This is a genomic window from Olleya sp. NP1-10 (assembly GCF_055804415.1).
In genome coordinates this window covers 501,764-526,021 of sequence record NZ_CM147840.1, presented here as the reverse complement: position 1 = coordinate 526,021, position 24,258 = coordinate 501,764, and the positions used below count along the sequence as shown (strand labels likewise).

The following is a 24,258-nucleotide window of genomic DNA, read 5'->3' as shown; positions in this document are numbered from 1 at the left end:
TTTTGTTGAGTATATTTGGTTTACGAATGTAGAAAAATTTAATTGGGTTTTATCCAAAAAAATAATTATATGAATAAGCGATTGTTAATTTCAGGGAGTATTTTGGGGTTTTTAAGTGTTGTTTTTGGAGCTTTTGGAGCACATGGTTTAAAAGCTTTAGTATCTGCTGAAGCTGTTGTAACTTTTGAAACGGGAGTACGTTACCAAATGTACCATGCGATACTACTTTTAATTGTTGGTGGACAGCAATTACTTAGTAAACAAACTAAAAACTTAATATTTTATTTGGTTTTAATAGGTGTTGTGTTGTTTTCAGGTTCGATTTATGGATTAGCGACTAATACATTAACCGCTTTTAATTTTAAATCGATAGGCTTTGTAACGCCAATTGGAGGCTTGTTTTTACTAGGATCATGGCTAGTATTGATAATCAAGTTTTTAAAGATTAAACAGAATAATTAGTATTTGTTTGGCGTTTATATCTTATTAATTTTAACTTTGCACTATAAACAACACAAACAAATTATGGTAGACCATACCCAATTTACGAAATCGATTTCGTTGGAACAATACGGAATCAAAAATGCCCAAGTAAAATATCAATTATCACCAGAGCAACTTCATGATATTACTTTAGAAAAAGGTCAAGGAAAAGAATCGTCATCTGGAGCTTTAGCTGTAAATACAGGCGAGTTTACAGGACGTTCTCCAATGGACCGATTTATAGTAAAAGATAGTATTACTGAAGATAAAGTGTGGTGGGGAAATATCAACATTGCTTTTGATGCTGATAAATTTCAAAAACTATATGATAAAGTAACAGATTACTTGTCTGAAAAAGAAGTTTTTGTAAGAGATAGTTATGCTTGTGCAGATGAGAACTATAGATTAAACATACGTGTAATAAATGAGTATCCATGGAGTAACATGTTTGCTTACAATATGTTTTTAAGACCAACTAATGCTGAGTTAGAAAACTTTGATCCAGAATGGACAATAGTAAATGCGCCAGGTTTTATGGCTGATCCAGAAGTGGATGGTACACGTCAACATAATTTTGCTATTCTTGATTTTACAAGAAAAATTGCTTTAATTGGTGGAACAGGTTATACTGGAGAAATCAAAAAAGGAATCTTTTCCGCATTAAACTTTATTTTACCAGTATTTAAAAACACATTACCTATGCATTGTAGTGCTAATGTTGGTAAAGATGATGATACTGCTATTTTCTTTGGTTTATCAGGAACAGGAAAAACAACCCTATCTACAGATCCAGATAGAAGCTTAATAGGAGACGATGAGCATGGTTGGACTGCAGAAAACACAGTATTTAATTTTGAAGGAGGTTGTTACGCGAAAGTAATTAACTTATCAGGTGAGCAAGAACCAGAAATTTTTGGTGCCATTAAAAAAGGAGCTATTCTTGAAAATGTTATCATGAATGATGCTGGTGTAGTTGATTTTGAAGATACTTCTATCACGCAAAATACACGTGTAAGTTACCCAATACACCATATTGAAAACATTAAAAAACCGTCTATTGGAGAAAATCCTAAAAATATTTTCTTTTTAACAGCAGATGCTTTTGGTGTATTACCTCCAATATCTAAATTAACTCCATCTCAAGCTGCGTATCACTTTATATCTGGTTATACAGCAAAAGTAGCAGGTACAGAAGCAGGTATTACAGAACCAGTACCTAGTTTTTCTGCTTGTTTTGGTGCTCCATTTATGCCTTTACATCCAACTAAATATGCTGAGATGTTAAGTAAAAAAATGAAAGATGCTAACGTTAACGTTTGGCTTATCAATACAGGTTGGACAGGAGGTTCTTACGGAGTAGGAAGCCGAATCAAGTTAAAGTACACAAGAGCTATGATTAGTGCTGTACTTAATGGTGATTTAGGATTGTATAATTATAAGGACTATCATATCCATTCTGTTTTTGGTGTAGCACAACCTAGAAGTTGTCCTGGAGTGCCAGCAGAATTATTAAGTCCAAGAGCAACTTGGAATGATGATAAAGCTTATTACGATACAGCTTTTAAATTGTCTAATGCATTTAGAGAAAATTTCCAACAATTTGAATCTTATGCAAGCGAAGAAATTAGACGTGGTGGACCACAACGTTACGCTGAATAGTATTAAATATAGTGTTAATTAAAAGCGCCAATTGAAAATTTCAATTGGCGCTTTTTATTTTATAATAATGTGATAAAGGATTATTTTCCTTTATTAGCTTTGTCAATGTATTTTTGAAGTGCCATAGTCATAGATGGCGTTTCAGGTGTAGGTGCAGCTATATCTACACGCAAGCCTTTAGCTTCAACAGCTTTAATTGTTGTGTTACCAAATACAGCTATTCTAGTATCGTTTTGTTTAAACTCTGGAAAGTTATGGAACAAAGACTCAATCCCACTTGGACTAAAAAACACTAAAATGTCATAAGTAACATTTTCTAAATCAGATAAATCACTGATTACCGTTTTGTAAAACACAGCTTCTTTCCAGTTAATTTTTAAACCATTTAAAATTTCTGGTACTTCAGGTTTAAGTTTATCTGTTGTAGGTAATAAAAAAGTCTCGTCTTTATACTTTTTGATTAAAGGCGATAAATCGGCAAAATTACGTTTACCAACATAAATTTTACGTTTTCTGTAAACAACATATTTTTGTAAGTAAAAAGCAACTGCTTCTGACTGGCAAAAATATTTCATCGAGTCTGGCACTTTAAAGCGCATTTCTTCAGCTACTCTAAAAAAGTGATCAACAGCATTTCTGCTTGTTAAAATAATAGCAGTATAATTTTTTAAATCTACTTTTTGATGTCTAATGTCTTTTGAGGAAACTCCTTCTACGTGGATAAAAGGTCTAAAGTCTATTTTAACTTTCTGCTTTTCAGAAAGGTCAAAATAAGGCGAATTTTCTATTTTAGGTTCTGGTTGGGAGACTAAAATTGTTTTCACTTTCATATGTTGTTTCGTTTAATTTGGACCTAATAATATGTTATAAATTGGTATATAACAACGTAAGGTGCAATTTCAAGAGTGCAAAGATACAAAATAAAATAAAACAAGTTCTTTTTAAATAAATTAAGATTAGTTTTTATAAACTGAATAATACCTATTGACAGCAATAAAGTTAAGACTATAATTACTGCAAGTAAAACCGTTGAGTTTGGTTTTAAACTATATACCAAAAGGGTGTTGATAGGTAACAGAAGTAAACCAATAAAATTGCGATAGGTTAGTTTCTGAAATACATAGCTTTCTATTAAAGTATCTATGTTTAATAGCGTGGCTATTACTTTTTCAAATAAAATTTTGACTATTAAGAATAGTGCAATAAATAAACTGTATTTAAAAAGGTTTATTTGCTGGATTGTATTGTAATAATTTAAAACAAGATAAAGTAATAAGCCTATATTTAAGCTAAAATTTAAAAAAAGCAAAGCTTCAAACACATCTACAAAACGTTGTTCTTTTGCATAGTGGCTAACATATCTAGAACTAAATAATAGTTTTGAAAAATCTATAAATCGTTTGGTGAAAAGCACCTTGCTTAAGGTCACTAAAAGTAGGCAGCCCATTAAGGTTAACGTTAATATGTCCAATGTATTTACGACTCTTAGCATGTGTCAAAATTATTATTTTTAAATAGGAAAACGTCTAATAATTAAGGAATTTTTATAATTAAGTAAATTTATAAAAATGTACATTTGCCTAAATTTTAAATAGTATTGATGCAAGACGCTGTTGTAATTATACCAACATACAACGAAATTGAGAATATAGAAGCTATTATTAGAGCAGTTTTTGCACTTCCAAAGACATTTGATGTCTTGGTAGTTGATGACAATTCTCCTGATAATACTGCTCAAAAAGTAAAAGATTTACAAACTGAATTTCCTGAACGATTATCACTTGAGGTTAGACAACAAAAATCAGGTTTAGGGACAGCCTATATCCATGGGTTTAGATGGGCTTTAAAAAAACAATATCAATTTGTTTTTGAAATGGACGCGGACTTTTCCCACAATCCAAAGGATTTAATACATTTGTATGATGCCTGTTGTCAAGGTGGAGCAGATTTAGCAATTGGTTCAAGATATGTTAAAGGAGTTAATGTTGTAAATTGGCCTTTAGGACGTGTTATTTTGTCCTATGGAGCTTCAATGTATGTAAGATTTGTAACTGGTATGAAAATTAGAGATGCTACCGCTGGTTTTATATGTTACAAAAGGCAAGTGCTTGAAAATCTTGACCTTAATCAAATAAAATTTGTAGGCTATGCGTTTCAAATAGAAATGAAATTTAAAGCCAATCTTAAAAAGTTTAAAATAGTAGAAGTACCTGTGATTTTTACAGATAGAACTAAAGGCGAATCCAAACTTAGTTCTAGTATTATATCTGAAGCTATTTTTGGTGTTATTAGTATGAAACTTAAAAGTTTATTTAAATCCAATTAAAATGCAAAATCGAAAAACACTAATTAAGAATGCTAAAATTGTTAATGAAGGCACAATTTTTAATGGAGACATTTTAATTGAAGGCGACATTATAACTAAAATAGATCAATCAATTAGCCCAAAATCTGCAGATGTTAATGTGTTTGATGTAGAGGGAAGGTATGTTATTCCTGGTGCAATTGATGATCAAGTTCATTTTAGAGAACCTGGTTTAACCCAAAAAGCTAATATTGAAACAGAGTCAAGAGCTGCATTAGCAGGAGGTATTACTTCATTTATAGAAATGCCTAACACAAAACCACAAACGACAACCATTGAAAAATTAGACGAGAAGTTTGAAATAGCTTCAAAAAAAGCTTGGGCTAATTATTCTTTTATGTTTGGTGGTACTAATGATAATTTAGACGAAATTTTAAAAGTTAATAAAAAGGAAGTTGCTGGTTTAAAATTGTTTTTAGGGTCGTCTACAGGAAACATGTTAGTAGACAATCCAGAAGTTTTAGAAAAGATTTTTAAAAGTACAGATTTGCTGATTTCTGTGCATTGTGAGGATGAAGCGACTATAAAAGCAAACCTTGAGATTTATAAAGAACGTTATGGAGATGACATACCTGTGCGTTTTCATCCAATTATAAGAAGTGAAGAGGCGTGTTATATCTCGTCTTCAAAAGCTATTGAATTAGCTAAAAAAACAGGAGCTAGATTACATGTTTTTCATCTATCTACAGGAAAAGAAACAGCATTGTTTGATAATAAAACACCATTAAAAGATAAAAAAATTACAGCTGAAGTTTGTATTCATCATTTATGGTTTAGTGATAAAGATTATGATGAGAAAGGGACTTTTATTAAATGGAATCCTGCGGTTAAAACCGAAAAAGATAGAGCACAGTTATTAAAAGCTTTATTAGATGATAAAATAGATGTTATTGCTACAGATCATGCACCTCATACTTTTGAAGAAAAATCAAATGTATATACGTCAGCACCTTCTGGAGGACCTTTAGTACAACACGCATTACCTGCTTTGTTTGAAATGTATCATGATGGCGATATTACAATAGAGAAAATAGTAGAAAAGTTTTGTCATAATCCAGCTATTTTATTTGAGGTAGAAAAACGTGGTTACGTAAAAGAGGGTTATTTTGCAGATTTAGTAGTCGTAGATTTAAATAATCCATGGACCGTAAATAAAGATAATATTTTATATAAATGTGGTTGGTCACCTTTTGAAGGAACGACCTTTAAGTCAAGAATAACACACACCTTTGTTAATGGAGGTTTAGCTTATAAAAACTTTAAATTTTATGAGACTAATTATGCAAAGCGATTAACTTTTAATAGATAATAATGTACAAAAAACACCAGCTATTATATCTTTTAATGACATTAGTACTAGTGTCGTGTTATGACGTGCAAAAACCAGAAAAACCTGATGATCTAATTAGTGAAGATAAAATGGTAGATGTTTTGGTGGAAACTGTAATTATGTCTTCGGCTAAAGGTATAAATAAAAGAGAACTTGAAAATAAAGGGATTCTACCAGATTCATTTATATATAAAAAGCATAAAATTGACAGTCTTCAATTTGTAAATAGTAATAATTATTACGCTTATGATATCGAGAATTTTAACCAGATTTACACACGTGTAAAAGATAGTCTTGAAGTCTTAAGATTACACTATAAAGAGGTGCAAAAAAAGGAAGAAAAAGCCAAGAAAAAGTTACCGGTTAAGGATAAAAAGTTAAAAGCTATTCTTAAATAATGATTACTGTTTGTTATCAATTTTAAAATAACTAACAGTGTCTTTCAAACTTAAATCAACAGTCTTAAATGTATAATTTAAGGCTGTTTTTATTTTGGAGTTACCGTAATTACTTTTAGATAAAGCACTATAAGCAGTTTGTTTTGAAAGTTTTCTTCGTGATCCTGTAAGTTTGTGTAACAACCAATCCAAACGCCAACCAATAGCTAAAATAAAAGAAGAGGCTTCTTTCTTAGGAGCAGTAACATTAAGGTGTTCTGCAGTTTTATAAATAAAATGTTTAAAACTTAGGTTTTGACTTACAAGTATAAATCGTTGGTTTACTATTTCGCTTTTTAGTAATAACAACATGCAATTTACTACATCGTTTACATCCACATAACCGGTTTCACCTGTTGTATAATAGCGCATACCTTTATTGACCATAGTAATTAAAGAGCCACTACCATAGTTCCAAATTCCAGGACCAATGATAACTCCAGGATTTACAATTACTGCATCAAGACCTTCTTGTGTACCACGCCAGACTTCTAGTTCTGCACCATATTTGGTAATCGCGTAAACACTATTATCAAACTCGACGTTCCAGTCGTTAGCTTCAGTAATGGTTTTAGTTTTTACAGCAGGTGTACCTATTGCAGCAATTGAGCTAACATAGCATAATTTTTTAACCGTATTTGCTAAGCAAAGGTTAACAATGTTAGCTGTACCTTCAATATTAGTTTTGCGTAGTAATTCAAATTTGTTAGGTTCAAAAGAGACAAATGCTGCGCAATGGTAAACATAGTTTATGTCCTTAAAAGCTTCGGTTAAAGCAGGAATATCATTAAGGTCAGCTTTAATCCATTCTATTTTATCAAATAAAACATCAGGTGTTTTACTGTAGTAGTTAAAAATTCGTTTAACGGTTTCAAACTTTTTTTAGTTCTGTAAATAGCACGTACAGGTTGGTTTTCATTTAAAAGTTTAAATAATAAATGTGCGCCAACTAAACCTGTACCTCCTGTAACTAAAATCATAGGTCTAAGGTAATAAATATTAGATATTGTATGTAGTTTATAACACGATTTTTATATTTGCTTTTTCAATAATAAAACACAATAAAATGGCTAATGCATTTGTAGAAGAATTAAGATGGAGAGGAATGGTACACGATATCATGCCTGGAACCGAAGAGCAACTGGATAAAGAAATGACCACAGCCTATATTGGTTTTGACCCAACCTCTGACTCATTACACATTGGTAGTTTAGTGCCAATAATTTTATTAGTACATCTAGAAAAAGCAGGACATAAGCCTGTTGCTTTAGTTGGTGGTGCCACAGGTATGATTGGTGACCCTTCTGGAAAAAGTGACGAGCGTAATTTGCTTGATGAAGCAGCACTTAACCATAATGTAGCTGGTATAAAAGCAGTATTATCACGATTTTTAGATTTTAACTCAACTAATACAAATGCACCAGTTTTAGTTAATAACTATGATTGGATGAAGTCGTTTTCGTTTATAGATTTTGCACGTGATGTTGGTAAGCGTATTACCGTAAATTACATGATGGCAAAAGATAGCGTTAAAAAACGTTTATCTGGAGATGAAGGTAGTGTAGGGATGAGTTTTACCGAGTTTACTTACCAATTAATTCAAGGGTATGATTTTTACCATTTACATAAAGCCCTAAATTGTAAATTGCAAATGGGTGGAAGTGATCAATGGGGAAACATCACAACAGGAACAGAGTTAGTAAGACGTATGAATGTTGGTGATGATACAGCAAAAGCATATGCTATGACTTGTCCATTAATTACTAAAGCCGACGGAAGTAAGTTTGGTAAAAGCGAAGGTGGTAATGTCTGGCTAACAGCTGATAAAACTAGTGTGTATAAGTTTTACCAATTTTGGTTAAATACCACAGATGAAGATGCAGAAAAGTATATCAAAATTTTCACCTTTTTAGATAAAGAAACCATTGACGCTTTAATTACAGAACACAAAGAAAACCCTGGTTTTAGAGCATTACAAAAACGTTTAGCTCAAGAGGTGACCACTTTTGTACACAGTAAAGACGAATTTGAAAATGCACAAAAAGCAACAGGTATATTATTTAGTAAAGATTTTAAAAATGAAATTAAGCAACTAAACGAAAATTTGTTTTTAGAGGTTTTTGAAGGTGTGCCACAAGCCGAAGTGTCTAGAGATAAAATTGAAGCTGGTTTAGACATGATTGCAGCTTTATCTGCCGAAACTAACTTTTTAGCAAGTAATGGAGAAGCACGTCGTGCATTAAAAGAAAACTCGGTATCTGTAAATAAAGACAAAGTTAAAGACGATTATACAATAACTACCGATGATTTAATAAACAACAAATACGTTGTTATTAATAGAGGTAAGAAAAGTACCTTTATTATTAAAGTTAATTAAAAAACTTAATAAAATATCATACAAAAAAAGCCTGCTTAATTTAAGCAGGCTTTTTTTAGTCCAATTAGTTAACCAACCAAAAACTAATTTTTCTTATTCATAATTAGTTGGTCGTTATATGTGTGTTGTCCTTACAGTACCATTAAATTACAACCTCTAATGTCGCTGTCGTCAAAACGACCAATGATTTCAAAATCAGTGGTATTATAAGTTTTTCCTAAGTCTTGAGTGGCTATAAAACTACAGGAATTTATGTTGGCTAGATCGATAACGTTAATTCCTCCAGTTTTAGGATGATTAAAAACAGTCAGTGCATCTTCAGGATCTCTGGTTAAAATTCGCATCCATGGTGGGCAATTAAAAATTCCATGACCTTTACTATAGCCTTGACTTAGTAGTTCAGTCATGCCATATTCGCTATGTATAGCCTCAACACCAAAGCCAGTCTTTAAAATTTGGTGTAGTTCATGTCTAATTAGTTCTTTACGCTTCCCTTTCATACCTCCTGTTTCCATAATTATGGTATGTTTTAAATTAAAGGTATAAGATTCGATTAAATCCAATAAAGCAAAAGATACACCAATCAATAATACCTTTTTACCAGCTTGATCTAGTGTAATTAACGTGTCTTTAAGGGCTTCTAAATTATGTAGGTAAAAGCCACTATTTGGTTGTTTAGAGTCTTTAATTAAATGATCAACCATGTGTACTAAAGACGACCCTTCACGTTCTAAATAATTAGGCAATAAAGCTAAAATAGTATAGTCTGTAATGTCACCATAAAAATGCTTAAAGCCTTGTTTAAAGCTAGTTTCATAAAGATTTAAATCGGTAACATGATGTTTACTGGTTACTTGACCAGTGGTACCACTACTTGAAAATGTAGTTTGTATAGGGTTAGTAGAACTTAAGACTTGACGCGTTTTAAAAAATTGAATCGGTAAAAACGGAATCTCATGCAACTCATGCACATCACTTGGATTAACATACAATAGGTCACAAAACGAACGATATATAGCATTATGATTAAACTGATGCTTAAAAACCTGTAAAGCCTTGTTTTTAAATTCTGTGTCGTTGGAAATATTAAATAAGGAAGTCGTGTCCATGTTAATGTATAAAACACAAAAGTATATAAAATAAAAAAGCGTTGCTAATCTAATAGCAACGCTCTTAAAATAATAAAACAGAATGCTTATTTAATTACTAGTTTTTTAGTAGTTGTAGCGCCTTCTTGTGTTAAGTTTAAAATGTATACTCCAGATGTTAATGACGATACGTCTAAACGGTTTGCAGTTACAGTTGTATTAATAACTTGTTTACCTAAAACATCATAAGCAGCAACAGCTATTGGTTGGTTGTTTGATGTTTTAATATTTACAAATCCTGTTGTTGATGGATTTGGAAAAATTGAAAATTCAGTTGTTTTAAAAGATGTAGTTGAAAGTGTTGGGATTGTAAATGTACAAGCTGTTAGGGGTTGATTAGATTGACTAGTAGTCCAATTAGCAGGATCATTTATAGCAGTTTTTAATGTGTCTACATCTCCAGTAGTAGTTGAGCAATCATAAACACCACTATCTGATTCTGGATCTAAAGCTATAAAGTTTGCGTTTACTGTAACGACATCAATGCCATTATTTGGATTAGCAGATGTGTTAGAGCTAGTTGAATCTGAATCCCAACCACCATTCATTTGTATTCCTGCATAAAAACCTGAGATGTTTGTTCCATTAGGCACATTATTCGGGTCATAAGCAAAAACTTGGTCACCACTTGCGGATAAATTAACGTTACTATTTGCATACGTTCCGTGTGTAACTTCATCAGCTGCAATATTAGTAAATGTAACAACTGTTCCAGCAGTTAAAATAGTATTAGGAGAGGTCCAAACAAAGGTTCCTTCATTCGTTCTAAATCCACCAGATGCTTGCCATCCATTGTCAGTAAATTCTATCTGTGTTCCTGCAGGCATATCTACAAAAGTTACAAAAGAAAAACTATCTGGTGCATCAGAATTGTAACCAGTAAAGGCTATATCTCCAGCTTGAATTTGAGCACTAGCAGTAAAGACGCTAGTTAAAGTAAAAAGTAAAAAGTAAAGTTTTTTCATATTAAGTGTTGTTTATATTAATCTCAAATCTAATTAAAAAAAAGAGTTATCTAATGGTAGATAACTCTTTTAACAATAGCTTAATATAGCTTTTATTGGATTACTAAGCGCTTAGTAGCGATAGCACCTTCTTGATTAAGTTTTAAAATATAAACTCCTGTAGTTAGGTTAGAAACATCTAAACTATTATTCTGGATAGTTTGTGATAATACTTGTTTACCTAAAACATCAAATACTGTAACAGTAATAGTTGTGTTGTTTTTTGTGGCAATAGTAACTGTTCCAGTGCTAGTTGGGTTAGGATAAATGTTAAAATTATCCGCAACTTCAAATGTTTTTGTACTTAAGGTAACATCATTCCATGTTGTAGCTATTTTTAATTCATCCATTATCATAAACGGAGTTTCTGTTGCACTATCCTGACGGATTAAAAACTGTGAAAACGTGTTAGCTGTACTTGTAGAAGCTTCAGATAAATCTGCAACAGGCTCAGCTCCTCCTGGAGTAGGGTTAACCCATGCATTAACCATGTTATTGTCAATGTCGTAATTGAAAACAATAAAATTAGTGTCTCCAACATTTAAATCTGTAGCGCTAATTTGTGTTAATGCAGCACCATTACTTATTCCAACTCTATAAGTAGAAGCTCCAGTTGGAGAGATCCATAAACGTGATTCATAACTTCCAGAATCTGTTCTTAAAACAGCAAAATAACCATCTGTTGCAGCAGCATCCAAAGCAGTAATGTTCAACATGAAAGAAGCATAAACACTTCCACTTGTTGTAGGTGTAAAATCCACAACAGGATCTGCTCCTGAACCATCAAATGATATTGAGTTAGCTGTTCCTGTTAAAGGAGGGAAAGATAGACTTCCAGTTTCAATTAATACATCGTCACCAGAAAAATAATTAGTCCATGCTGTTTGTGATGCTAAAGCTTCTGTAGCAGTGTAGTTAAAACTTTCTATAAAAGGAAGAGATTGTACTTCATAAACGTTAAAAGTTGTACTAGCAGTAACAGGTGTTGTTAATGGTGTATTGCTATTGTCTACTAATTCTAAGTTAATAGTGTGTTCTCCAGTTGTTAAACCAGTTAATGTGATAGGATCAGTATCGTACTTCATTACTACAGACCCACCATCAACAGTATATTGGATGTGACCATCACCTGTTCCGTTAGCGACCATAAAATTTTGTACACTTAAGTCAACATTAACATCAGGTCCAGCTACATTATCACCATTGTTAGGAGAGGTAACACCAAGTGTTGGTACAGCAGTAGATTCTTCAAAGAAAGAAAAATCATCCCAATAAACAACTGCACTTCCATAAGTTCTAACTTCAAAATAAAAAGTATCAGCAGTAGCAGGAGCAGTTAATGTTACTGTGTATTCTGTCCAAGCATTACCGTTTGCATCAAAATAAGCATTATTTGGACCTCTTAGTTCATCAGCATTACTAGTAATATTAGACGAGCCAGCTTTCCAGTAACTCCAGATTCTTGCATCAGTTCCATCTCCAAAAGCAGCATCAACTTTATACCATAAGGATATAGTGTAAGATGTTCCTGCAGTTACACCATTTACGGTTTGACTAAGTTTAGATGTTCCTCCTGTGTGTTTAACAGCATAAGTACCAGTATGTACTTCAGTAGCCTCTTGTTCTACGCTTTGTATTAATTCGTAGTTTTCAGGAGTAGTAGTATCTGTCCAAGATTCAAAATTTCCATTGACTAATAGTTCTTGTCCATAGGACAATGTTGTAATAAATAAAGTAAGCAAAAAGTAAAGTTTTTTCATAATATATTGTGTTGTTTTTAAGGCATAAATATAAACAGAAATTTAATGTGTGGCTAATTTTAAAATGATTAGTCAATCATCTTTACATTAAAATAACATCGTTTCAATTATTTGAAAATCAATATGCTAATTACTTACTGATTATGTGTAAATTATAATTTAATACAAATTAAACTCATGTTATCTTAATGTTATTTATACTTAAATAATCAAAAGTTTTAGTATTAATTTTATCTTTACGATAACATAACTATAAAGTAAATTCAAGTTTAAATTCCATGAATAAAAAAGATATTAAAATTCTTTTAGTAGACGACGAGCCGGATATTTTAGAAATTGTTGGTTATAATTTAACTAATGAGGGCTATCAAGTAACTACAGCTAAAAATGGTGTCGAGGCAGTCAAAAAAGCTAAAAAAGAAAAACCTCAATTAATCATTTTAGATGTAATGATGCCAGAAATGGATGGGATTGAAGCTTGTGAAGCTATTAGAAAAATACCAGAATTAAGTGCAACTATAATCACCTTTTTAACAGCGCGTGGTGAAGATTATTCACAAGTTGCAGGATTTGATGCAGGAGCAGATGACTATATAACTAAGCCAATCAAACCAAAAGTATTAGTTAGTAAAGTTAAAGCATTATTAAGACGTTTAAAGTCAGAAGATGGTGCCAAAGCTTTAGTAACTATTGGTAATCTTGTTATTAATAGAGAAGAATATAAAATTGTTTTAGAAGGAAACGAAATAATTTTACCAAGAAAAGAGTTTGAACTATTATCTTTGTTAGCCTCTAAACCAGGTAAAGTTTTTAAAAGAGAAGACATTTTAGATCGTGTTTGGGGTAACGAGGTAGTTGTAGGAGGACGTACAATTGATGTACACATTAGAAAACTACGAGAAAAAATTGGTGACGACAGCTTTAAAACCGTAAAAGGTGTAGGCTATAAATTTGTAGAATAATTTTGAAACTAAAAAAGACTTATAAATTTGCATTAAAAACATCGTTTTTAATCACTGTTTTTTTAACGCTCTTTATGAGTGTTTTTTTGTACATGTATTATTCTATTAATGCATTAGTAATTCTGTTATTTGCGTTGGCAACTTACGGATTATCCTTTTTAATAATTCAGTATCGTGTAGAGCATTTTATTTATAAAAGAATTAATAAAATATACAAAGACATTACTTTGTTAGAGTCTGCTAGTTTTAGAAAAAACAGTATAACAACAGACATGGCTACTCTAACTAAGCAGATAGATCAATTTGCCAAGGGTAAAAAGTTAGAAATCGAAACTTTAAAAGTCAGAGAAGAATACCGTAAAGAGTTTATGGGTAACGTATCCCATGAGCTTAAAACCCCTTTATTTACCGTTCAAGGTTATCTAGAAACATTAATAGATGGAGCCATAAATGACAAAAATGTAGCCGAAAAATACCTAACCAGAGCCACAAAAGGTGTAGAAAGGTTAATCTATATTGTCAAAGATTTAGACATGATTACTAAGTTAGAAGTCGGAGACCTTAGTTTAAATCAAAAGGACTTTGATATTGTTCAGTTAGTACAAAGTGTGTTTGAATTATTAGAAATGAAAGCTGCTAAAAAGCAAATCACATTAACTTTTGATATGGATTATAAAAATCCTGTAATGGTAAAAGGCGATGAAGAAAGATTGCAACAGGTGTTAACAAATCTAGTTGTAAACAGTATAAAATACGGTCGAGAAAAAGGAACTACTGAAATTAGTATTGAAAGACTAGTAAAAAATAAAGTTATAGTAAGAGTAACCGATAATGGAGAAGGTATAGCAAAACAACATTTGCCAAGATTGTTTGAGCGTTTTTTTAGAGTCGATAAAAGTGGCTCTCGTAAAGAAGGAGGTTCTGGTTTAGGCTTGTCTATTGTAAAGCATATTATAGAGGCTCATGACGAAAAAATTTATGTAGAAAGCGAGCTTAATATAGGTAGCGAGTTTTCATTTACTCTCGAAAAAGCTTAAATAATTCGCTAAAATCAGTTTCATTACTAAAAATATTTAAACCCGAATAGTCGTTAGTTCTATCCAATTCGTTTAAACAAAAGTCCTTTTGTGCACAACTTGCAACAAGACCTTTTTTATCAAGGTATTTAGCAAGATATTCCTGTTCAAACTGTCCAGGAGTAGGTATAAAAAAAGCACGTTTACCCAGTTTAGCTAAATCCATAATTGTGGTATAACCAGATCTAGAAATTACCAAGTTGCAATTATTTAAAGCATGTTGTAATTCGTTGGTTTGCATAAAATTATAAATCGTAAAGGGTTGCTCTTTGCGTACCGTTTGCTTAGCTTCAATTTTACCACGTACAAAAGTAATATGGCCTTTATAATTACTAAACTCACTAAGTAGTTTTTCTTCTAATAAAGTACGTTGTGGTTCTGGTCCAGACAATAAAACCATAATATCATCCTTAGGTTTTATATCCAAAGTGTTCAATCGGCTTAAAGCACCAATATATTTAACCTTTAAGCCTTTGTTGTTAAAATCATGACCAAGTTTTCCGCTTAAATTAGGCTCATTTTCAAAATCCGGAATCCAACACTCATCAAACTCCTTTAAATAAGTATCATGAAAAAAAGTACTTAATTTAGTTGTCTTTCCGCTTAACACATTAAGTTGATGTGTAATAAAAACAGAGGGTTTAGATTTAGAGTAAACACCCATACGGTTGTCAGATATAATACCATCAATAGCATATTCATGTATAATTTTTTTAATCGCTTTTCGTTCCTTTTTAATCGCTTTTTTAATTTTAGGTAATTGCCAAAGCATAAGCCACTTAAAACCTGTTTTACTTCTAGAGTAACGCACGTTGTAAGCTGGTAACTCAATAAAAACAGCGCCTTTAAACTCCTTTTTAAGTAGCTCTAAAGCTTGACCATCACTAGCAATAATGGGCTCAAAACCTTCAGTAATCAAGGCGTTTATAATGGGTATGCATCGCGTAGCGTGACCAATTCCCCAATGTAAAGGCGCAACTAAAATTCTTTTTTTCATGTCATTAATTTGGGCGTTACCCTAAAGGGTCAGGCTATCCATTATATCTTTTTTTGCCATATATGGCAGCAAAAAAAGGATGTCATTACTATCCTTAACGCATAAAATGCTAAAATCAAAGGTAATCATAAACAAGCTTAAGTATATTTCCTTAATTTTACGCCAGAAATAACAAATAGTTAAGAAGTGGGAAGCAAGAACAAGCAAAAACGATTCAGAGAAAACGAAACCTTTGACAACGTATTCCAACCAACTAGAAGTCAGTTGGTGGATGAGGTTTATGAGCATAAAGGAAACTGGAATAAAAATGTCTTTAAAAACAACAATCCTTTAGTTTTAGAACTTGGATGTGGTAAAGGTGAGTACAGTGTTGCTTTAGGAAAAAAATTCCCAAACAAAAACTTCATAGGTATAGATATTAAAGGTGCGCGTTTTTGGAGAGGAGCCAAAACTGCGGTTGAGGATAATCTTAAAAATGTTGCATTTATACGTACGCAAATCGAGTTAGTAGAATCTGTTTTTGCCCAAAACGAAGTTGACGAAATCTGGATAACCTTTCCAGACCCACAAATAAAATACAAGCGTACCAAACATAGGATGACCAATTCTACCTTTTTAAAACGTTACAAAAACATTTTAAAACCAGACGGAATTATGAACCTTAAAACCGACTCCGAGTTTATGCATGGTTACACCTTAGGCTTATTACATGGTGAAGGTCATGAAGTATTACATGCCAATAATGATGTGTACAGACAAGAAGGAAGTCCAGAAGAGGTAACAGATATTCAAACACATTATGAAGGGATTTACCTAGAGCAAAACAAACCAATTACGTATATTAGGTTCAAAATCAAATAAGTAGTGAGTATTACTATTACCTTTTTTATAAGTTTGTTAATCGCTTTAGTAGGAGTCATTCCACCAGGACTACTTAATATGACTGCTGCAAAAATTAGTATTAAAGAAGGCTATAGTCGTGGCTTAACGTTTTCAATAGGTGTTTGTATAATAGTAATAATACAAACCCTTATAGCAGTTATTTTTGCACGCTATTTAAGTAGGCATCCAGAAATAGTACACGTATTGCAACGTGTAGCTTTTATTTTATTTGTATTGATAACAGTTTATTTTCTGCTTTTAGCAAAAAAAGAACCCAAACCAAAAAGAGAACAAGAGCGTAAAAGTAAACATAGCCAGTTTTTTTACGGTATGTTACTGTCAGGATTAAACGTCTTTCCAATTCCGTATCAAGCCTATATGTCTATTACTTTAGCTAGTTTAGGTTGGTTAACTTTTGATAATGTTAGTGTTACATCTTATGTTGCAGGAGCAGCAACAGGGACATTTGTAATGTTATATATTTATGTGTTTTTTTCAAACGCATTAAAAACAAACGCCTTAAATCCCAAAAAGGAATGAATTATATTATTGGTGCTATTACAGGCATAATATCTATCGTGACTTTAATTAATATTGTAAAAACACTATAAGTTATGAAGCCAGAAACACTAAATTTCTTTGATAAAGTGTATGAGGTGGCTAAGCTTATACCAGAAGGTCGTGTTACAAGTTATGGCGCAATAGCTAATTATTTAGGAGCAAAAAAAGCGCTAGAATGGTAGGTTATGCTATGAATGGATCACATAACAAAGACGTTCCTGCTCACAGAGTAGTAAACCGTAAAGGTTTACTAACAGGAAAACATCATTTTGATGGTACCAATCTTATGCAGCAACTTTTAGAAAATGAAGGCATAGTAGTTATAGATAATCAAATTCAAGATTTTGAAACGCTATTTTGGGATCCAACACAAGAACTTATCCAGTGAAACATTAATGATTATAATCTGTTTTAAAGGTGTTTAATATGTTATAACTTTCAACTATCACACTATAAAAAACATCAAACTAACCACTTTATTCTTCAAGGTTTAAGTAGTATCTTTGCAAACAAGAGTCAGTCTCAATACTTTAAATATTATCAAGAGTTGGTTTTAGGGTTATACAGTAGTATAATTTTTTTGTACAAACTCTTTTTTCTAGCATAAACAATGAAATTAAATAAACAAGACATCCTTAAAGCATTGCAAACCATAACAGTTCCTGGAGAAGGAGAAAACATGGTAGATAGTGGTGCAATAACTAATGTAGTTACATTTGCTGACGAAGTAATTGTAGATATTACGATAACTAATCCAGCGCTTCAAGCACGTAAAAAAACTGAAGTAGAAATCTTGCAAACCATTCACAAATTAGTGTATGATAAAGCAAAGATTAAAGTTAACATCAAAGTCGATGCACCACAAAAATCAGCACCAAATGTAATCAAAGGAAAAACCATTCCTGGTATTCAAAATATAGTAGCTGTAGCCTCAGGAAAAGGAGGTGTAGGTAAATCTACAGTAACAGCAAATCTCGCAGTTACGTTAGCAAAAATGGGCTTTAAAGTAGGTGTTTTGGATGCAGATATTTATGGCCCATCAATGCCAATTATGTTTGATGTTGAGGCAGAAAAACCTTTATCTGTAACCGTTGACGGTAAATCAAAAATGAAACCTGTAGAAAACTACGGAGTAAAAATATTATCCATTGGGTTTTTTACAAAACCAGACCAAGCAGTGGTTTGGCGTGGACCTATGGCAGCAAAAGCATTAAACCAAATGATATTTGATGCAGCTTGGGGAGAATTAGACTTCTTATTATTAGACCTTCCTCCAGGAACAGGAGACATTCACTTAAGTATTATGCAATCACTACCTATCACAGGAGCAGTAGTTGTTAGTACGCCTCAAAATGTAGCCTTAGCAGATGCTAAAAAGGGAGTCGCAATGTTCCAACAAGACAGTATTAATGTACCAGTATTAGGTATTATTGAAAACATGGCATATTTCACACCAGCAGAGTTACTAGATAATAAATATTATATTTTTGGTAAACAAGGAGCAAAACACTTAGCAGAAGACTTACAAGTTCCATTATTAGGTGAGTTACCATTAGTACAAAGTATTAGAGAAGCTGGAGATGTAGGACGTCCAGCAGCAATGCAGACTAATACACCATTAGAGCAAGCCTTTCAAGACATAACAAAAAACGTAGTACAACAAGTTGTAGACCGTAACGATAATTTGCCAGCAACAGAAGCAATTAAAATTACTACTATGGCAGGATGTTCTGCAGTTAATAAAAAATAAATGACAACACAAGAACTTAAACTAAACGTAGAAAAGGCACTAGAAGAAATTCGTCCGTTTCTTCAAAACGATGGAGGAGACATTAAGTTAATTTCCATCGAAGACAACGAGGTAACAGTGCAGCTTCAAGGCGCATGTACATCCTGTAGTGTTAATCAAATGACCTTAAAATCAGGTGTAGAAATGACAATCAAAAAGTACGCACCACAAATAGAAAAAGTGACTAATATCGCTTAAGAAAATAAATATGGCGTTACCATTATCCTGAAAAAAATCAGGATAATGGTCAGGCTGTCACTACTCGCTCTCTGCGAGGAGCTCAAACAGACCGTTCCATCCTTAACGCAGGTCAAGCTAACAAAAGTCATAAAATAGTAAATGTTGGTAATTTACCTTTGCAAGTAATAACCAATGCATCAAGGTAGACAAAAGAAAAAGTAATGATAAAAACAGATATATTAATAATAGGAGCAGGACCAACAGGTTTATTTGCAGTATTTGAAGCAGGATTATTAAAACTTAAATGTCATTTAATTGACGCATTACCACAACCAGGAGGACAATGTTCAGAGATTTATCCAAAAAAACCTATCTATGATATTCCTGCTTATCCCGAAATTTTAGCTGGAGATCTTACTCATAAATTAATGGAACAATGCAAGCAGTTTGAACCTGGTTTTACATTAGGTGAGCGTGCAGAGACTATAGATAAGCAAGACGATGGATCGTTTATTGTAACAACTAATAAAGGAACAAAACACCATGCACCAATAGTTGCGATTGCTGGTGGATTAGGTAGTTTTGAGCCACGTAAACCTAAAATTGATAATCTATCAGATTATGAAGATAAAGGTGTTGAATATATCATTAAAGAGCCAGAATTTTACCGAGACAAAAAAGTTGTCATTGCAGGAGGAGGAGACTCTGCTTTAGATTGGAGTATCTATTTAAGTGACGTAGCTTCAGAAGTCACTTTAATTCATAGAAGAAATGAATTTAGAGGACATTTAGATTCTGTAGAAAAAGTACAAGAATTAAAAAATGCAGGTAAAATAAACCTGATTACACCAGCTGAGGTTATTGGTGTTGAAGGTGAGAATAAAATAGAAGCAATAACAGTAAAGCAAGATGATAAAACGTTTACTAAATCGTGCGATCATTTTGTACCATTATTTGGGCTGTCACCAAAACTAGGACCAATAGCAAATTGGGGATTAGAGATAGAAAAAAATGCAATTAAAGTAAATAACGCTTTAGACTACCAAACTAATATACCTGGTATATATGCGATAGGAGATGTAAATACTTATCCAGGAAAATTAAAATTAATATTGTGTGGTTTTCATGAAGCAACTTTAATGTGTCAATCGGCATATCAAATTATTAATCCAGGTAAACGTTTCGTTTTAAAATATACTACAGTCAGTGGTGTAGATGGATTTGATGGTACACGTAAAGAAGCTCCAAAAGCTGTAGTTAAAAAAATAGAATAAAAATAGTAATGTAATGGTAGATCAGGACATAAACATCAAGATAACAGATAGAGATGGTGTAACGCATGAGATTGTAGCACCAACAGATATGGCTATGAATTTGATGGAAGTAGTGCGTAGTTACGAGCTTGCTCCCGAAGGCACCATAGGTATTTGTGGAGGTATGGCTATGTGTGCAAGTTGTCAATGTTATGTAGTAAGTGATACGACGCTTCCGGAAATGCAAGATGATGAAGAAGCCATGTTAAGCGAAGCTTTTAATGTGCAAGACAACTCAAGATTAGGTTGTCAAATTCAAATCACTCCAGAAATGGAAGGTTTAGAAGTTATTTTAGCACCAGAAGAATAAACAATAAAAACACTTAATTATATTAACTAATTTTCTGGCTATTTTAAATTGTCAAATATTCAATAAAAAAAGCACTTCTAATGAAGTGCTTTTTTTATTAGAATGAAGTATACTTAAAATTTTACTGGAGTACTTTTTATTTAAAAGCATTTAAACCAGTAACATCAAGACCAGTGATTAATAAATGGATATCATGAGTACCTTCATAAGTAACAACACTTTCAAGGTTCATCATATGTCTCATGATGCTATATTCTCCACTAATACCCATTCCTCCTAACATCTGTCTAGCATCTCTAGCAATTTTTAAAGCCATATCTACATTGTTACGTTTAGCCATTGAGATTTGTGCTGAGGTTGCAGTGCCATTTTCACGCATGACACCAAGTCGCCAAGCTAATAATTGTGCTTTAGTAATTTCGGTAATCATTTCAGCAAGTTTCTTTTGTTGTAACTGAAACTGACCAATAGGTTTTCCAAATTGTAAACGCTCTTTGCTATAACGTAAAGCAGTGTCATAACAATCCATAGCAGCACCAATTGCTCCCCAAGCAATACCAAATCTAGCCGAATCTAAACACCCTAAAGGTGCGCCTAATCCAGATTTATTAGGTAATAAGTTTTCTTTTGGGACTTTAACATTATCAAAAATAAGCTCTCCAGTAGCAGAAGCTCTTAACGACCATTTGTTGTGTGTTTCAGGAGTTGTAAACCCTTCCATACCACGTTCTACAACCAATCCATGGATACGTCCTTCTTCATTTTTAGCCCAAACAACAGCAATGTTGCAAAATGGTGCATTAGAAATCCACATCTTAGCACCATTTAAAAGATAATGGTCTCCCATATCTTTAAAATTAGTAACCATTCCACCAGGATTACTACCATGATCTGGCTCTGTCAAACCAAAGCTACCAATCCATTCTCCACTAGCAAGTTTAGGTAAGTATTTTTGACGTTGTGCTTCGTTACCGTATTTCCATATTGGATACATGACTAAAGACGACTGTACAGAAGCTGTACTACGTACTCCAGAATCACCACGTTCTATCTCTTGCATGATTAATCCATAAGCAATTTGATCTAATCCTGCACCACCATATTCTTCAGGAATATAAGGTCCAAAAGCACCAATATCTGCTAATCCTTGTACTATTTGTTTCGGAAATTCTGCTTTTTGAGCATAGTCCTCTATAATTGGAGACACATCACGTTTTACCCACTCACGAGCAGCATCTCTTACTAATTTATGTTCTTCGGTTAAAAGTTCGTCAAGATTGTAATAATCTGGAGCTTCAAATAAATCTGGTTTCATCTAGTTAGTATTAAAATACAACAGTTAAAAATAGTGTATTGTTTAATAACAAAAATAACGAAATCGATTGCAGGACACAATTTTTATTGTCTTTTTAAGAAAATCTAGCTCAAAATTTATGTAATTCACATTCTTGTGAAGTTTTAGTCCTACAACAACCGGTTTCATTAACAAAGTTGAAGCTTTTAAGGTGTAATCAGGATTAAATTGTTTTTAGCAAATACTACGTTACAGTCGTTATTCTGAATTTATTTCAGGATCTCATCCAAACTATTAGAGTAATTACAAGCGATACGAGTATCAATTTTAGCCAAAAAAGCAATCAAATGTTCTGCGTCAGGTCCTATAAAAAAGAAAGTACTAAACGATAACCTACATATTAAGGTAAAAGTCTTGAGTTAAATGTATATACTCTTGGGTATATTGGTGTCTTTCAATTTCAATAACTAAAGCTTCGGTTTTTATAACGCTTTCGCGGAATGAAAAAGTGAGTAGACTTCGTTTGATTTCAGAATGTTCAGAGCCTTTAACATGTAAAATACGGTTTGGGAACAATCCGACTTGAGAGGCAAGCGTAATAAAATGGGATTCTTCTTTATAAGGTATTACTACCGAAAATATACCGTCTTTTGCAAGTAGTTTAGAGACGCTATCAACCAAATGCTCAAAAGGTAAAGCATCTGTAAATCTAGCTAAGTCACGTTGGTTATTATCTGTTTTAAAATCTTCTGAATAAAAAGGTGGATTAGAAATAATCAAATCATATTGGTCTTCTATTTCTTCAGTAAATTCAGCTAAATCAGCATGGTAGCAAAATAAACGGTCAGCCCAAGGCGAAGCTTCAAAATTATCCACACATTGCTCATAAGCAAGCTCGTCAATTTCTAATGCATCAATAACTTGAGCAGCACTACGTTGTGCCAATTGTAATGATAAAACACCAGTTCCTGCACCAATATCTAATACAGAAAACGGGTTAGTGTTTAAAGGTGTCCAAGCACCTAGAAGAACACTGTCTGTACCAATTTTCATGGCACATTGATCTTGTTGTACAGTAAAAGCTTTAAATTGAAAAGGTTTGCTCATAATATATCTTCCTAAATTAATTTTAAGAGCTCATTATTTTGGTTGTAATGCTGATGTAAATTCGGCTTAAGAAGGGTTATTCCTCTAAATATAAATCAATTAAACCTTCAGGAGTTTCAACAAAAATAGTGTTGTTGGGTTTATCGACTTTACTAATAAACTCATCATTCATCGGAATTAAAATCTCAATACCATCTCTGTCAATTTCAAATAAGGATTGAGCAGTAGAGTCATTAACACCAGTTATAGTACCAACGGTTCCAAAGTTTTTGTCTTCAACGGTAAAGCCAATAATTTCATGAAAGTAAAACTTGTCATCATCTAATTCTGGCAAGACAGATAATGGTAAGTATACATTACTTTTAATTAAGCTATCTGCATCAGCTTCTGTATCTACGTCTTCAAACTTAACGCGTAGTAATTCTGACTTATGAAGCTGTGATGTTTCAATAAAAAACGGAACTAAAGAACCACGCAAATCTATTAAAATAGAGTCTAGGTTTTCATATAAACCAGGTTCGTCGGTATCTAGTTTAATAAGTAATTCGCCTTTAAAACTATATTTTTTTACAATTTTACCTAAAAAGAAACAGTCTTTAATATCCATAAAATAAAAGTGTTTTGCATAAAAAACTCCGATAAAAGCTTATCGGAGTTTAAAAGTATAAAAATTAATTTTTATTCTTCTTCGTTTGAAGCTGTAGCGTCATCTGCTGCTGCTTCAACTGCTGGAGTTGCTGCTGCAATTCTAGCTTCGTTTGCTGCTTTTTCAGCTTCAAAAGCTTTTGCCTTAGCATCAGCATCAGCTTTTGCTAAACCATCTTTTTTAGCATCTACTTTGCTAGCTTTTTCTTCAACCCATGCATCAAACTTAGCGTCTGCTTGCTCTTGTGTTAAAGCTCCTTTTCTAACACCACCTGCTAGGTGATTTTTTAACATTGCTCCTTTGTAAGACAAAATAGCTTTTGCTGTGTCAGTTGGTTGTGCACCATTTTGTAACCATTGCACTGCTCCATCAACATTTAAATCAATTGTTGCTGGGTTAGTGTTTGGATTGTAAGCGCCTAATTTTTCTAGGTATTTACCATCTCTTTTGGCTCTTGAATCTGCTGCAACGATCCAATAGTAAGGTTTTCCTTTCTTACCGTGTCTTTGTAATCTAATTTTTACTGGCATAAATAATTAATTTGTGAGGTTCTCGACCTCTATTATTAATAAGTGCGC

At 32.7% G+C, this 24,258-nt stretch carries 26 protein-coding genes and 1 pseudogene; 15 read left to right on the top strand and 12 right to left on the bottom strand.

The window, feature by feature from the left end:
- The first annotated feature begins 69 nt into the window (after positions 1-69).
- Complete coding sequence (locus AC0L4B_RS02450; protein ID WP_473438397.1) at positions 70-462, top strand: DUF423 domain-containing protein; 393 nt, start codon at positions 70-72, stop codon at positions 460-462.
- A gap of 63 nt (positions 463-525) precedes the next feature.
- Positions 526-2,142: a phosphoenolpyruvate carboxykinase (ATP) gene (pckA, locus tag AC0L4B_RS02445; RefSeq protein ID WP_473438396.1), complete on the top strand. Its 1,617-nt coding sequence runs from the start codon at positions 526-528 to the stop codon at positions 2,140-2,142.
- A gap of 80 nt (positions 2,143-2,222) precedes the next feature.
- Here the strand turns inward: pckA and AC0L4B_RS02440 are convergent, their stop codons facing one another.
- Positions 2,223-2,972 carry a uroporphyrinogen-III synthase gene (locus AC0L4B_RS02440; protein WP_028290620.1) on the bottom strand — a complete coding sequence of 250 codons (750 nt, stop codon included), beginning with the start codon at positions 2,970-2,972 and terminating at the stop codon, positions 2,223-2,225.
- Positions 2,973-2,995: 23 nt separating this feature from the next.
- The gene (locus AC0L4B_RS02435; protein WP_473439383.1) at positions 2,996-3,589 is read right to left on the bottom strand and encodes a DUF4271 domain-containing protein; all 594 of its coding nucleotides are present in this window, start codon (positions 3,587-3,589) and stop codon (positions 2,996-2,998) included.
- Between the two features lie 153 nt (positions 3,590-3,742).
- Here AC0L4B_RS02435 and AC0L4B_RS02430 point away from each other — a divergent pair, with 153 nt between their 5' ends.
- The 3 genes from AC0L4B_RS02430 to AC0L4B_RS02420 are packed head-to-tail and all read left to right on the top strand — an operon-like array spanning position 3,743 to position 6,235.
- Entirely contained in the window at positions 3,743-4,468 is a 726-nt protein-coding gene (locus AC0L4B_RS02430; RefSeq protein ID WP_473438395.1) for a polyprenol monophosphomannose synthase, read from the top strand.
- Between the two features lies 1 nt (position 4,469).
- Positions 4,470-5,816, top strand: a complete 1,347-nt coding sequence (locus AC0L4B_RS02425; protein WP_473438394.1) for a dihydroorotase — start codon at positions 4,470-4,472, stop codon at positions 5,814-5,816.
- Positions 5,817-5,851: 35 nt separating this feature from the next.
- Positions 5,852-6,235, top strand: a complete 384-nt coding sequence (locus tag AC0L4B_RS02420; RefSeq protein ID WP_473438393.1) for a DUF4296 domain-containing protein — start codon at positions 5,852-5,854, stop codon at positions 6,233-6,235.
- A gap of 3 nt (positions 6,236-6,238) precedes the next feature.
- Here the strand turns inward: AC0L4B_RS02420 and AC0L4B_RS02415 are convergent, their stop codons facing one another.
- On the bottom strand, positions 6,239-7,078 hold the full coding sequence (locus AC0L4B_RS02415; RefSeq protein ID WP_473439382.1) for an NAD-dependent epimerase/dehydratase family protein: 840 nt from the start codon (positions 7,076-7,078) through the stop codon (positions 6,239-6,241).
- Between the two features lie 5 nt (positions 7,079-7,083).
- Positions 7,084-7,254 carry an NAD-dependent epimerase/dehydratase family protein gene (locus AC0L4B_RS02410; RefSeq protein WP_473438392.1) on the bottom strand — a complete coding sequence of 57 codons (171 nt, stop codon included), beginning with the start codon at positions 7,252-7,254 and terminating at the stop codon, positions 7,084-7,086.
- Positions 7,255-7,340: 86 nt separating this feature from the next.
- On the opposite strand from AC0L4B_RS02410, the gene tyrS reads away from it, so the two are divergent.
- A complete protein-coding gene (gene tyrS / locus AC0L4B_RS02405) occupies positions 7,341-8,651 on the top strand; it encodes a tyrosine--tRNA ligase (RefSeq protein ID WP_473438391.1) in 1,311 nt (436 codons plus the stop codon).
- Between the two features lie 131 nt (positions 8,652-8,782).
- Here the strand turns inward: tyrS and AC0L4B_RS02400 are convergent, their stop codons facing one another.
- The 3 genes from AC0L4B_RS02400 to AC0L4B_RS02390 all read right to left on the bottom strand — a co-directional run bounded on the left by AC0L4B_RS02400 (position 8,783) and on the right by AC0L4B_RS02390 (position 12,563).
- Positions 8,783-9,760, bottom strand: a complete 978-nt coding sequence (locus AC0L4B_RS02400; RefSeq protein WP_473438390.1) for a LuxE/PaaK family acyltransferase — start codon at positions 9,758-9,760, stop codon at positions 8,783-8,785.
- Between the two features lie 86 nt (positions 9,761-9,846).
- Complete coding sequence (locus AC0L4B_RS02395; RefSeq protein ID WP_473438389.1) at positions 9,847-10,764, bottom strand: T9SS type A sorting domain-containing protein; 918 nt, start codon at positions 10,762-10,764, stop codon at positions 9,847-9,849.
- A 92-nt stretch (positions 10,765-10,856) separates the two neighbouring features.
- The gene (locus AC0L4B_RS02390; RefSeq protein ID WP_473438388.1) at positions 10,857-12,563 is read right to left on the bottom strand and encodes a T9SS type A sorting domain-containing protein; all 1,707 of its coding nucleotides are present in this window, start codon (positions 12,561-12,563) and stop codon (positions 10,857-10,859) included.
- 278 nt (positions 12,564-12,841) lie between these two features.
- On the opposite strand from AC0L4B_RS02390, the gene AC0L4B_RS02385 reads away from it, so the two are divergent.
- The gene (locus AC0L4B_RS02385) at positions 12,842-13,525 is read left to right on the top strand and encodes a response regulator transcription factor (protein ID WP_473438387.1); all 684 of its coding nucleotides are present in this window, start codon (positions 12,842-12,844) and stop codon (positions 13,523-13,525) included.
- Between the two features lie 74 nt (positions 13,526-13,599).
- A complete protein-coding gene (locus tag AC0L4B_RS02380; protein ID WP_473438386.1) occupies positions 13,600-14,562 on the top strand; it encodes a sensor histidine kinase in 963 nt (320 codons plus the stop codon).
- Here AC0L4B_RS02380 and AC0L4B_RS02375 read toward each other — a convergent pair.
- Positions 14,543-15,598: a glycosyltransferase gene (locus tag AC0L4B_RS02375; RefSeq protein WP_473438385.1), complete on the bottom strand. Its 1,056-nt coding sequence runs from the start codon at positions 15,596-15,598 to the stop codon at positions 14,543-14,545. The genes AC0L4B_RS02380 and AC0L4B_RS02375 overlap by 20 nt on opposite strands.
- 186 nt (positions 15,599-15,784) lie before the next feature.
- On the opposite strand from AC0L4B_RS02375, the gene trmB reads away from it, so the two are divergent.
- The 7 genes and pseudogenes from trmB (at position 15,785) to AC0L4B_RS02340 (ending at position 20,633) form a co-directional block, all read left to right on the top strand.
- The gene (gene trmB, locus AC0L4B_RS02370; protein ID WP_028290608.1) at positions 15,785-16,459 is read left to right on the top strand and encodes a tRNA (guanosine(46)-N7)-methyltransferase TrmB; all 675 of its coding nucleotides are present in this window, start codon (positions 15,785-15,787) and stop codon (positions 16,457-16,459) included.
- 3 nt (positions 16,460-16,462) lie between these two features.
- Entirely contained in the window at positions 16,463-17,020 is a 558-nt protein-coding gene (locus AC0L4B_RS02365) for a LysE family transporter (protein WP_473438384.1), read from the top strand.
- Between the two features lie 74 nt (positions 17,021-17,094).
- Positions 17,095-17,429: pseudogene (locus AC0L4B_RS02360) on the top strand (MGMT family protein).
- Positions 17,430-17,651: 222 nt separating this feature from the next.
- Entirely contained in the window at positions 17,652-18,791 is a 1,140-nt protein-coding gene (locus AC0L4B_RS02355) for an Mrp/NBP35 family ATP-binding protein (RefSeq protein WP_473438383.1), read from the top strand.
- Complete coding sequence (locus AC0L4B_RS02350) at positions 18,792-19,028, top strand: NifU family protein (RefSeq protein WP_028290604.1); 237 nt, start codon at positions 18,792-18,794, stop codon at positions 19,026-19,028. It begins immediately after the preceding gene.
- 203 nt (positions 19,029-19,231) lie between these two features.
- Positions 19,232-20,284: an NAD(P)/FAD-dependent oxidoreductase gene (locus AC0L4B_RS02345; RefSeq protein WP_473438382.1), complete on the top strand. Its 1,053-nt coding sequence runs from the start codon at positions 19,232-19,234 to the stop codon at positions 20,282-20,284.
- Positions 20,285-20,297: 13 nt separating this feature from the next.
- Entirely contained in the window at positions 20,298-20,633 is a 336-nt protein-coding gene (locus tag AC0L4B_RS02340) for a 2Fe-2S iron-sulfur cluster-binding family protein (RefSeq protein WP_473438381.1), read from the top strand.
- 136 nt (positions 20,634-20,769) lie between these two features.
- On the opposite strand, the gene AC0L4B_RS02335 is transcribed toward AC0L4B_RS02340, so the two are convergent.
- The 4 genes from AC0L4B_RS02335 to AC0L4B_RS02320 form a co-directional block, all read right to left on the bottom strand.
- A complete protein-coding gene (locus AC0L4B_RS02335; protein ID WP_473438380.1) occupies positions 20,770-21,948 on the bottom strand; it encodes an acyl-CoA dehydrogenase family protein in 1,179 nt (392 codons plus the stop codon).
- Positions 21,949-22,320: 372 nt separating this feature from the next.
- Positions 22,321-23,034 carry a tRNA1(Val) (adenine(37)-N6)-methyltransferase gene (locus AC0L4B_RS02330; RefSeq protein WP_473438379.1) on the bottom strand — a complete coding sequence of 238 codons (714 nt, stop codon included), beginning with the start codon at positions 23,032-23,034 and terminating at the stop codon, positions 22,321-22,323.
- Between the two features lie 76 nt (positions 23,035-23,110).
- Complete coding sequence (gene rimM, locus AC0L4B_RS02325) at positions 23,111-23,641, bottom strand: ribosome maturation factor RimM (protein ID WP_028290599.1); 531 nt, start codon at positions 23,639-23,641, stop codon at positions 23,111-23,113.
- Positions 23,642-23,712: 71 nt separating this feature from the next.
- Complete coding sequence (locus tag AC0L4B_RS02320; RefSeq protein ID WP_473438378.1) at positions 23,713-24,210, bottom strand: 30S ribosomal protein S16; 498 nt, start codon at positions 24,208-24,210, stop codon at positions 23,713-23,715.
- Positions 24,211-24,258 lie beyond the last annotated feature (48 nt).